Here is a 9,410-nt window from a genome sequence, read left to right as displayed (position 1 = left end):
ACGACAGCTCGCCATCCCTACGCAGCTTCGATCGCTCGCCCGAGGCGGAGCCGTCCGAGCATCTGTGGCGCGGCGTCCTCGCCACCGATTTCGCCGCCGGTACGCATCGCATCGACGTGCGCGCATTCGATCGCTGGCGCGGCGAAGTCACCGCCAGCACGAGTTACCAGTTGCTAGACGCCACGCCCTGACAGGCCTGTCACGCGTGCGACCGGCATCGCGGATTGGATGATCTCGTGTGCAGCGCAGGCTACGGCGAGAATGGAACCGCAGGCGCGGGTTTCAGCGTGGCATCGAAGACCGCGAGCTTGCCGCCGATCAGGCTGCCCTCATCGATCTGCGGTACCGATGGTGTGTAGTTCTCCGCGAGTTCCCATTCGCGCACGTCGTGGCTGGCCAGCGCGAAGGCCTGGCGGAAATCCGTGGTCCGGTTCAGCGCATCGGTGAGGAAGGCCTTGCCGAACCAGGTGATGTGCGAATCGTTGCCGCAGCCGAAGGACGCGCGATCGGCGCGTGCGGCGGTGATGACGAGCGTGTGGTCGTCGTGCAGGGCATCGATGAAACCACCGGAATAGCAAGCTGAAACGACCACGATGCGCCAGCGGATGCCGGCATCGTCGAGGGCGGCGCGCAAGTTGGTCGGGGTGATCTGCTGCATCGGCAGTGGATCGAGGTCGACGAACAATTCGTGATCCTCGCTGCCGTGACTGGTGAGGAACAACAACAGCACGTCTTCGCTGGTGTCCATCTTGTCGGCGATCCTGCGCAGACCGCTGCGCAGGTTTTCCAGTGTCGCCATCGGACTGCTGTCGAGCGTGACTGGCGAGTTTATCAACGAAAGAACGCGCCCCTCGCTGCCGAAACGCGCACTCATCAACTGCGAGAAATAGTCGACCTCGTTGCGGAACACGCCTTCCTGGCCGTCACCGGCGAAACCCAGCGCGAAGAGGTCCACCTTGCCTGGCGTTTGCGCACGCAAGGCCGCCGTCGCGGCAGCAAGCATCGCCGGTTGGCGGGCGAGCGCGGCGTCGGCGCGTTCGGCGAACTCGGCTTTTTCATCCGGGCTGGGCACAGGCGCACCCGAAACCGGGTCGGCGGCATCGGCAGCCGGCGTCTCTTCTTCGGGCACGTACCAGAGCCAGGCGTCGTGACGCTTGCTCACCGACAGCAGCAGAAATCCCGCGACCAGGAGACTCGCGCACAAGCGGCGCACGAAGCTCGCTTCGGCCGCGAGGAATCCCAGGGTCCGCAACAGCACCGCCCAGCAGACGAAGGCGATCAGCACGCGCCAGGCGCTGATCTGCACGTCTTCGGCATCGGGCATGAACTGCGGCAGTTGCAGCGACAGCGCCAACCACGGAATGCCGGCGACCAGGATCAGGCCGGCGAACGTCAGCCACAGTGCCGGCCGGCGAATCGTCATGACGCCCAGCCATGCAGCGATCAGCACGCAGAAGAAATACAGGGCGTGCAGCGGCAGGTTGTCGGCAAAAAAATTCGAGCCGGGCTCGCTGAGTCCGATGTCCTGGATCTCGAACACCAGCATCGACAGCAGCGCGAGCATCAGAAAACTGCCGAAGCCGGCGAGCAGTGGCGAAGACCGTGGCCGTCGCAGGAACGCCAGCGACAGGCCCTGGCCGATCAGGCGTAAGAGTTGCGAAGCGCGGCCGGGCGACGAAGCCATCGGCTTAGACGTCGATGTCTGCGAATGAGGTCACGCGTGCATGGCCATGGCAGGCCTCGCCGAGGCGCGGTGCGGGATAGTCTTCGCGACGATCGAGCAGCACGGTGTCGAGTCCGGCCTCGCGCGCGGCATCGAGTTCCTCGACGACGTCGGAAAGAAAAAGGATCTGCTCGCCGGACAGGCGCAACGCGTCGAGGATGTTGCGATAGCTGCGTGCGTCGCGCTTGCCACCGACGTCGGTGTCGAAATAGCCGGAGAACAGCGGCCGCAGATCGCCGGCATCGCTGTGGCCGAACAACAGTTTCTGCGCCGGCACCGAGCCTGAGGAATACACGAACAAGGCGTGGCCGCCGGCATGCCAGGCGCGCAGCGCCGCGGCGGCATCGGGATAGATGTGCGCTGTGTATTCGCCATCCTCGTAACCGGATTTCCAGATCATTCCCTGCAGCGCCTTCAGCGCCGGATGCTTGCGGTCGCTGTCGATCCAGCCCTGCAACACCTCGATCAGCACGTCGTCGCTGCAGACGCTGCCGGCATCGACCGCGGCGGCATCCAGCCAATGCCGCACTTCCAGTTCGCCGCCGTGGCGACGCACGAATTCCGGCAGCGCTTTGCGCGCATACGGAAACAGCACGTCCTTGACGAAGGAGATCGAACTGGTGGTGCCTTCGATGTCGGTGAGGATGGTTTTTTTCATGGACTGGTCTGCAGGCCTGCGTTGGTTCCGATCCATCATCCCGGCGCAGGCCGGGACGACGGATGAAGGTATGGTGCGCGTCGCACGCGAGCCGCCGGTTTTCAGCGCGCCTGCCCAACCTCGAAGCGCGGGAATTTCTGCGCCCAATCCGTGCCGGTGAAATGGCCGACCCAGCCGTCCGGCTCGGTGAAAAAGCGGATCGCGACGAAATACGGCTCAGGACCCATGTCGAACCAGTGTCTGGTGCTGTCGGGTACGCCGATCAAGTCGCCTTGTTCGCAGAGGATTTCATAGACCAGCGTCCCCACGTGCAGCGTGAACAGTCCGGCGCCGGCGACGAAGAAACGCACTTCGTCTTCCTTGTGAAAGTGCTCGTCGAGGAATTTCCTGCGCATCGCCTCGCGGTCTGGGTGCGCGGGCGAGATGCTGACCACGTCGACGGTGCGGAAACCCTTCTCAGCGACGATGCGATCGATGTCTTCACGATACGCCGCCATCACGTCGGCCTGCGTCGCTCCCGGCGTCACTGGCGCGCTGGCCTGCCATTGCTCGAAGCGGACGCCGATTTTCGCCAGTTGCTCGGAGATTTGTTCGTGCTTGCTGGCGACCAGCAACGGCAGGGTGGGAGCTTCTTCGGAAAAAATACGCAGGCGGCTCATCGGTGCAGCGTCCTCATTTGTAGTTCGCAGGCCAGCAGGAATTCGAAGGCTTCCAGATGCCGGCGTGCTTCGGCCATGTCGCTGCCCCAGGCGTACATGCCGTGGCCATTGATCAGGTAGCCCCAGAGCGGGGCGTTGTCGAGCAAGACGTCGACCTGCGCGGCCAAGGTCGGGATGTGCTGGTTATTGGGCAGGATCGGCACGTCCATCTGCGTGGCATGCGTGCTCTGTCCGCGGAACGCCTTGATCAGCTCGTAATCTTCGAAGCGGATATGCGTGGCGCCGCCGTAGAGACGCGAGGACAGCGTCTGCACCAGCGAGTGCGTATGCAGCACGCAGCCGATGTCCGGGTCGCGTTTGTACAGTTGCGTGTGCAGCAGGGTTTCGGCGGAAGGACGATGCTCGGTGGCGACGGCGTGGCCGTCGAAATCCACCACCATGATGTCGGCCTCGCACAGCTTGCCCTTGTCGCGGCCGGAGACGGTGATCGCGGCGTGGCGGTCGTCCAGGCGCATCGAGAAATTGCTGCTGGTTGCCGGCGTCCAGCCGAGCGCGGACAACTCGCGCGTGTTGGCGATGATTTCCTGGGCGCAGGCGTGCAGCCGGGCGGGGTCGTAGGGCAGGGTCGTCATGGGGAGAGTTTAGCGGCAGCCCGGTCTGTTCGCCCGCGTTTGATCCGCGTCAACGCCGCATTCACGGTCCGGCGCTATATTGCCCGCACTTATCGTCGAGGTGCGCCATGAAAATCCAGCAGCCCAGCCGTCGCCGTTTCCTGATCCAGGCCGCCGTTGCCGCCACCGCCCTGCCGCTGCTCGCCTCGCTGGCGCGCTCGCCGGCCGAGGCGCAGGCCCTCAAGAAACTCACCGCCGACAATGCCCAAGCCAAGGCCCTGGGCTATGTCGATGACGCCAGCAAGAGCAGCAATGCGGCGCACAAGGCCGGCAGCCTTTGCAGCAATTGCCAGTTCTTCACTGCCTCGACCGGCGCCTGCGCCCTGTTCGCGGGCTACAGCGTCAACAGCAAGGGCTGGTGCTCGGCCTGGGCCAAGAAGGCCTGATCCGCGACAGCCTTTCCCGCGCGTCTCGAACCCTGAGACGCCGCGCCCCGTAGAATCGGCCCCAGCCGGATAGGCGGGGCCGTTTTCTTTTGGGCCACCGGCGATCGCCCCGCCGCGCCCCTGACCGGGAAACGGAATGGAACTCCTGCTTTACGTGCTGATTGTGCTGGCGGTGGTCGCCATCGTTTTCCAGATCCTGCTCTGGCGTCGCGATCCAGCCCGCAGGTTGGCGGCGGAACTCGAATCGCAGCTGACGCTGCTGCGCGCCGACATCGACCGCGTCGAGCGCAACGTGCGCGAAGAACAGCGCACCGGTCGCAACGATGCGCAGGCAGCGCTGGGCGGCTTCGATGCGCGCCTCGGGCAATTCACCGAGCGCACTGAAGTCGGCCTCGGCGCTCTGCGGCAGAATCTTGGCGACGATGCCCGGCGTTCGCGCGAAGAATCTGCGGCCGGGCAGCAGCGCCTCGGCGAGTCGTTGCAGGTGCGTCTGGAAAAACTCAACGAAACCACTGAGCGCCGTCTGGCCGATGTCCGGCAGACGCTGGAAGGCCGGCTCAAGGACATCCAGACCGACAACGCCGCCAAGCTCGAGCAGATGCGGCAGACGGTCGACGAAAAATTGCAGTCGACGCTGGAAACACGCCTGGGCGAATCCTTCCGCCTGGTCTCGGAACGTCTCGAACAGGTGCAGCGCGGCCTCGGCGAAATGCAGAGCCTGGCCACGGGCGTCGGCGATCTCAAGCGCGTGCTCGGCAACGTCAAGACGCGCGGCATCTTCGGTGAAGTCGCGCTGGGCGGTATCCTGGAACAAGTCATGACAGCCGACCAGTACGCAGCGAACGTGGCCACTGTCCCCAACTCCAACGAGCGCGTCGAGTACGCGATTCGTCTGCCGGGTGCTGCCGATCAACCCGATATGCCGGTGTGGTTGCCGATCGACGCAAAATTTCCGCGCGAGGATTACGAACGCCTGCTCGATGCCCAGGAACGCGCCGATACCGATGCCGCCGCGCTCGCCGGCACGGCGCTGGAGCGGCGCATCCGCGACGAGGCGAAGACGATCGCACTCAAGTATGTCTCGCCGCCGCATACCACCGACTTCGCGATCATGTTTCTGCCGACCGAAGGTCTGTATGCCGAGGTGCTGCGGCGACCGGGCATCGTCGAGGTCTTGCAGCGCGACCATCGCGTCGTCGTTGCCGGCCCGACCACGCTGTCGGCGATCCTCAATTCCCTGCGCATGGGATTCCGCACACTGGCGATCGAACAGCGTTCCAGCGAAGTCTGGCAGGTGCTGGGCGCGGTGAAGACCGAGTTCGGCAAGTTCGCCGGCGTGCTGGAAAAGACCCGCAAGAAGCTCACCGAAGCGACCAACGTGATCGACCAGGCCGACATCCGCACGCGCGCGATCGAGCGCAAGCTGCGTGGCGTCGAGGCCGCCAGCGAGGGCGACAGCCAGCGTCTGCTGGGCGGCGCGCTTGGCCTTCCCGAAACCGACGCAGACGAATCGGACTCCGAAAACGACAACGGCGCGGAATAATCCGCGCCGTTGTTTTTGCACGATGGGTTGAATCAATCCGAGTGCGAGGTGCCGTTGGCCAGATGGCTGCGGCGGTAGCCATAGAGGTAGTAAACAACCAGGCCGATGATCGCCCAGCCGAAGAACAGGCCGACCGTGTACATCGATAGATTCAGGAACAGCAGCAGGCAGCCGATGATCGCGAGCGGGCAGACGATCCAGACCAGCGGCGTCTTGAACGGGCGTGGGCGGTTCGGCTGCTTGACGCGCAGGATCATCACGCCGACCGCAACCATCATGAAGGCGAACAAGGTGCCCGAGTTGGAGATGTCGGCAAGGATGCCGACCGGGAACATCGCCGCGAACAGCGATACCGCGATGCCGGTGAGGATCGTCACCACGTGCGGCGTGTTGAAGGTCGGATGCACCTTCGCCAGGATCGGCGGCAGCAGGCCGTCGCGCGACATGGTGAAGAAGATGCGGGTCTGGCCGTAGATCATCATCAGCACCACCGACGGCAGCGCCAGAGCAGCGGCGAGGCCAATCAGGTTGCCCATGGTCTGGAAGCCGAGCTGGCGCAGCACGAACGCCAACGGTTCCTTGCTGCACACGAGCATCTGCATGCCCTTGGCGGCGGCGGCCTGACAGGCTGCAGCCATCTCCGGCGTTCCCGGGCTAAGAGCCGAGCCGTCCGCAGCGAACATCGGCGTCGAACCGACCGAGCCGACGGCGGCATAACCCACCAGCATGTAGAAAATGGTGCAGACCACCAACGAACCGATCAGGCCGATCGGGATGTTGCGGTTCGGGTTGGTCGTTTCCTCGGCCGCCGTCGAGACGGCATCGAAGCCGACGAAGGCGAAAAAGATCGACGCAGCGGCACCGAGCACACCGATACCACCGAGCGGGCTACCCCAACCGGTCGGCAGGAACGGATGGAAGTTCGGATCCTTCGCGGCCGGCAACGCGATGATGATGAAAGCGGTCAACGCTGCGACCTTGATCATCACCAGCACGGCATTGACCTTGGCGCTCTTGGACGTACCGATGACCAGCAGCACGGTCACCACCAGCACGATCAGGAAGGCGAGCAGGTTGAAGGCGCCGCCGTCGTACGGTCCTGTTCGCAAGAATTCGGGCAGTGCCATCCCCGCACTTTTCAGCAGGCCATTCATGTAACCGGACCAGCCCACGCCGACCGCACCGGCGGCAACGGCGTATTCCAGTACCAGTGCCCAACCAACGACCCAGGCCAGCGATTCGCCGAGCACGCCGTACGTATAGGTATAAGCGGAGCCCGACACCGGCACCATCGCCGCGAGTTCGGAATAGGCGAGCGCAGCCAGCGCGCAGACAACGGCCGCGATGACGAAGGCGACCATCATGGCGGGACCGGCTTTCTGGCCGGCTTCAGCGGTCAATACGAAGATACCGGTACCGATGATGGCGCCGACACCCAGCAATGTGAGTTGGATTGGACCGAGCTGGCGCTTGAGACTTTTCTTCTCGGCGGTTTCCAGAATCTGATCCAGCGACTTGACGCGCTGAAATAGCATGTTGCTCTCCCCCAGGATGGTTCGATGGACCGCTGTCGTATCGCGGCTGTATAAGGCCCCGGTACCATACGCGAGCCGCCCGCAGACCAGCAAGGGCGCTGTCCGGACCCATCGATGCTGAACGAAGCGCAGCGGCAAGTCCTTGATCTGTTGCGGCCTTTGCGCGATTCGCCGGCTTTCGAGGCAGGGCTCGTCGATCAATTCATGACCTTTGCCGGTGTGCATCCGGACTGCTGCGAGCGAAGTTTGCCCATCGGCCACTTCACTGGCTCCGCCTGGCTGGTCTCCGCGGATGGCCTGCGCGTCTTGCTGATGCATCACCGCAAGCTCGATCGCTGGCTGCAGCTGGGCGGCCATGCCGATGGCGATGGCGAGCTCGCGCGGGTGGCGCTGCGGGAAGCGGAGGAGGAATCGGGGCTGACCGGCTTATCGGTGCTGCCCGATGTTTTCGATCTTGATCGCCATGCGATTCCGGCACGCGGCAATGAACCGGAACATTGGCACTACGACGTGCGTTTCGTGGTGCGCGCGTCGGACAACGAGGCGTACGTGGTCAATGAGGAATCGCATGACCTCGCCTGGCGGCGTATCGATGAAATCGCCGTCGATGCGCAGGCCGATCAATCGCTGCGGCGGATGGCGCAGCGATGGTTGAGTTCGTAGGAGCGGGCATGGCCGCGATTCTCTAAGGTGTGACCGGCAATAAAAATCGCGGCCATGCCCGCTCCTACGTGGAAGCTCAGGCTCTTCCTGCAAATTCTCCGGTCACCGTACTCACGTGGATCTTCTCGCCGTTGCTGATGTATTCCGGCACCTGGATTTCGATGCCGGTGTTCAGGCGCGCGGGCTTCGGGCGCTTGGTGGCGGTGCCGCCCTTGAGTTCCGGCGGGGTTTCCACGACTTCCAGAATCACGCTCGCCGGCAGCAGCACTGCAACCGGCGCGTCGTCGATGATCTGGATGTAGCAGCCTTCCAGGCCTTCGCTGATGTATCCGGCGTTGTCGCCGACCACGTTGGCGTCGAGCTGGTAGGGCGAATAATCCTCGACGTCGAGGAAGACAAACGCGTCGCCATCCTTGTACGAGAACGTCGCCTCGCGGCGGATCAGTTCGACTTCCTTGAGCTCGTCTTCACTGCGCAGGCTCAGGTCGAACTTGTTGCCGCCCGGCACGCTGTACATGATGAAGCGGAAGGTGACGTTGCCGCTGCGGCCTTGCGCCGCGCTGCGCTCGATGTCGCGCACCTGATAGACGGTGTTGTTGTGTTCGACGACGTTGCCTTTCTTGACTTCGGAGGCTTTCATTGGGTTTCCTGAATTTGCGTTTGTAGGAGCGATGGCAATCGCGACCCTTCGGCGGGCGAACCAAGTCGCGATTGCCATCGCTCCTACGGATGGGATGGTTACTTCGGCGCCAGGCGCACGGCGCCGTCGAGGCGGATGGTTTCGCCGTTGAGGTAGCGGTTGCCAAGGATGAAGGCGCAGGTGTCGGCGAATTCTTCCGGGCGGCCCAGGCGCGACGGGAACGGGATCGAGGCGCCCAGCGATTCCTGCACGGCGGGCGGCATGGTGTCGACCATCGGTGTCCAGAAAATGCCTGGAGCGATCGTCATCACGCGGATGCCGAAGCGCGCGAGTTCGCGCGCCATCGGCAGGGTCATCGCAACCACGCCGCCTTTCGAGGCTGAATACGCGGCTTGGCCGATCTGGCCTTCGTAGGCGGCGACCGAGGCGGTGTTAATGATCACGCCGCGCTCGCCGTCATCGCCCGGCGCGTTGTGTTGCATCAGGTCGGCCGCGCCTTTGGCGACATTGAAACTGCCGATGAGGTTGACCATCACGGTGCCGGCAAATTGCTTGAGTGGCATCGCGCCTTCCTTGCCCAGCACGCGACCGGCGCCGAGGATGCCGGCGCAGCTGATCGCGGCGTTGAGGCCGCCGAGGAATTCCTTCGCGCTGGCGAGATTGGCCTGTACCTGGGCTTCGTCGGTAACGTCAGTGCGGAAATATTTCGCGTTGCCGCTGCCGAGTTCGGCGACCGCAGCTTCGCCCTTGAGATCGCTGATGTCGAACAACGCAACCTTGCCGCCTTGTTTGACCAGGTGCTTTGCGACGCCGAGGCCGAGGCCGGAGACGCCGCCGGTAATCACGGCGCGGGTTTGGGAAAGTTGCATGGGATGCCCCGAAACAGGAAAGCGGCGATTTTACCAAGGCTTGCGATGCAAGCGACCATCTTT

The 9,410-nt window shown here is 63.9% G+C and carries 10 protein-coding genes and 1 pseudogene; 4 read left to right on the top strand and 7 right to left on the bottom strand.

Going from position 1 to position 9,410, the window contains the following annotated elements; translation table 11 throughout:
* Window positions 1–191, top strand: a pseudogene (locus VKM35_RS02850) (calcineurin phosphoesterase); the annotation flags it as partial.
* A gap of 59 nt (window positions 192–250) precedes the next feature.
* Here VKM35_RS02850 and VKM35_RS02845 read toward each other — a convergent pair.
* The 4 genes from VKM35_RS02845 to VKM35_RS02830 all read right to left on the bottom strand — a co-directional run bounded on the left by VKM35_RS02845 (window position 251) and on the right by VKM35_RS02830 (window position 3,672).
* Complete coding sequence (locus VKM35_RS02845; protein ID WP_324318147.1) at window positions 251–1,684, bottom strand: C13 family peptidase; 1,434 nt, start codon at window positions 1,682–1,684, stop codon at window positions 251–253.
* Between the two features lie 4 nt (window positions 1,685–1,688).
* Window positions 1,689–2,381, bottom strand: coding sequence for an acireductone synthase (mtnC, locus tag VKM35_RS02840; RefSeq protein WP_324318145.1), 693 nt, complete (start codon window positions 2,379–2,381; stop codon window positions 1,689–1,691).
* 101 nt (window positions 2,382–2,482) lie between these two features.
* Window positions 2,483–3,040, bottom strand: a complete 558-nt coding sequence (locus VKM35_RS02835) for an acireductone dioxygenase (protein WP_324318144.1) — start codon at window positions 3,038–3,040, stop codon at window positions 2,483–2,485.
* Window positions 3,037–3,672: a methylthioribulose 1-phosphate dehydratase gene (locus VKM35_RS02830; RefSeq protein WP_324318142.1), complete on the bottom strand. Its 636-nt coding sequence runs from the start codon at window positions 3,670–3,672 to the stop codon at window positions 3,037–3,039. Before VKM35_RS02830 ends, VKM35_RS02835 begins: the two co-directional genes overlap by 4 nt.
* A gap of 107 nt (window positions 3,673–3,779) precedes the next feature.
* On the opposite strand from VKM35_RS02830, the gene VKM35_RS02825 reads away from it, so the two are divergent.
* Window positions 3,780–4,097, top strand: a complete 318-nt coding sequence (locus tag VKM35_RS02825) for a high-potential iron-sulfur protein (RefSeq protein ID WP_324318140.1) — start codon at window positions 3,780–3,782, stop codon at window positions 4,095–4,097.
* Window positions 4,098–4,233: 136 nt separating this feature from the next.
* Window positions 4,234–5,640, top strand: coding sequence for a DNA recombination protein RmuC (rmuC, locus tag VKM35_RS02820; protein ID WP_324318138.1), 1,407 nt, complete (start codon window positions 4,234–4,236; stop codon window positions 5,638–5,640).
* Window positions 5,641–5,672: 32 nt separating this feature from the next.
* On the opposite strand, the gene VKM35_RS02815 is transcribed toward rmuC, so the two are convergent.
* Window positions 5,673–7,175: an amino acid permease gene (locus tag VKM35_RS02815; RefSeq protein WP_324318136.1), complete on the bottom strand. Its 1,503-nt coding sequence runs from the start codon at window positions 7,173–7,175 to the stop codon at window positions 5,673–5,675.
* A 114-nt stretch (window positions 7,176–7,289) separates the two neighbouring features.
* On the opposite strand from VKM35_RS02815, the gene VKM35_RS02810 reads away from it, so the two are divergent.
* Window positions 7,290–7,838, top strand: coding sequence for an NUDIX hydrolase (locus tag VKM35_RS02810; RefSeq protein ID WP_414636537.1), 549 nt, complete (start codon window positions 7,290–7,292; stop codon window positions 7,836–7,838).
* Window positions 7,839–7,914: 76 nt separating this feature from the next.
* On the opposite strand, the gene yeiP is transcribed toward VKM35_RS02810, so the two are convergent.
* A complete protein-coding gene (gene yeiP / locus VKM35_RS02805) occupies window positions 7,915–8,478 on the bottom strand; it encodes an elongation factor P-like protein YeiP (protein ID WP_324318134.1) in 564 nt (187 codons plus the stop codon).
* Between the two features lie 98 nt (window positions 8,479–8,576).
* Window positions 8,577–9,347, bottom strand: coding sequence for an SDR family NAD(P)-dependent oxidoreductase (locus VKM35_RS02800; protein ID WP_324318132.1), 771 nt, complete (start codon window positions 9,345–9,347; stop codon window positions 8,577–8,579).
* Between the last annotated feature and the right edge of the window lie 63 nt (window positions 9,348–9,410).

This window comes from Arenimonas sp., assembly GCF_035312645.1.
Classification (GTDB): domain Bacteria; phylum Pseudomonadota; class Gammaproteobacteria; order Xanthomonadales; family Xanthomonadaceae; genus Arenimonas.
The sequence above is the reverse complement of the archived record's forward strand: the minus strand, read 5'-3'. Positions and strand labels throughout refer to the sequence as shown.

What these genes read in the sequence shown, in the direction of transcription:
- VKM35_RS02845 (WP_324318147.1), bottom strand. Translation starts at nt 1,684, where the DNA reads ATGGCTTCGTCGCCCGGCCGCGCTTCGCAACTCTTACGCCTGATCGGC.
- mtnC (WP_324318145.1), bottom strand. Translation starts at nt 2,381, where the DNA reads ATGAAAAAAACCATCCTCACCGACATCGAAGGCACCACCAGTTCGATC.
- VKM35_RS02835 (WP_324318144.1), bottom strand. Translation starts at nt 3,040, where the DNA reads ATGAGCCGCCTGCGTATTTTTTCCGAAGAAGCTCCCACCCTGCCGTTG.
- VKM35_RS02830 (WP_324318142.1), bottom strand. Translation starts at nt 3,672, where the DNA reads ATGACGACCCTGCCCTACGACCCCGCCCGGCTGCACGCCTGCGCCCAG.
- VKM35_RS02825 (WP_324318140.1), top strand. Translation starts at nt 3,780, where the DNA reads ATGAAAATCCAGCAGCCCAGCCGTCGCCGTTTCCTGATCCAGGCCGCC.
- rmuC (WP_324318138.1), top strand. Translation starts at nt 4,234, where the DNA reads ATGGAACTCCTGCTTTACGTGCTGATTGTGCTGGCGGTGGTCGCCATC.
- VKM35_RS02815 (WP_324318136.1), bottom strand. Translation starts at nt 7,175, where the DNA reads ATGCTATTTCAGCGCGTCAAGTCGCTGGATCAGATTCTGGAAACCGCC.
- VKM35_RS02810 (WP_414636537.1), top strand. Translation starts at nt 7,290, where the DNA reads ATGCTGAACGAAGCGCAGCGGCAAGTCCTTGATCTGTTGCGGCCTTTG.
- yeiP (WP_324318134.1), bottom strand. Translation starts at nt 8,478, where the DNA reads ATGAAAGCCTCCGAAGTCAAGAAAGGCAACGTCGTCGAACACAACAAC.
- VKM35_RS02800 (WP_324318132.1), bottom strand. Translation starts at nt 9,347, where the DNA reads ATGCAACTTTCCCAAACCCGCGCCGTGATTACCGGCGGCGTCTCCGGC.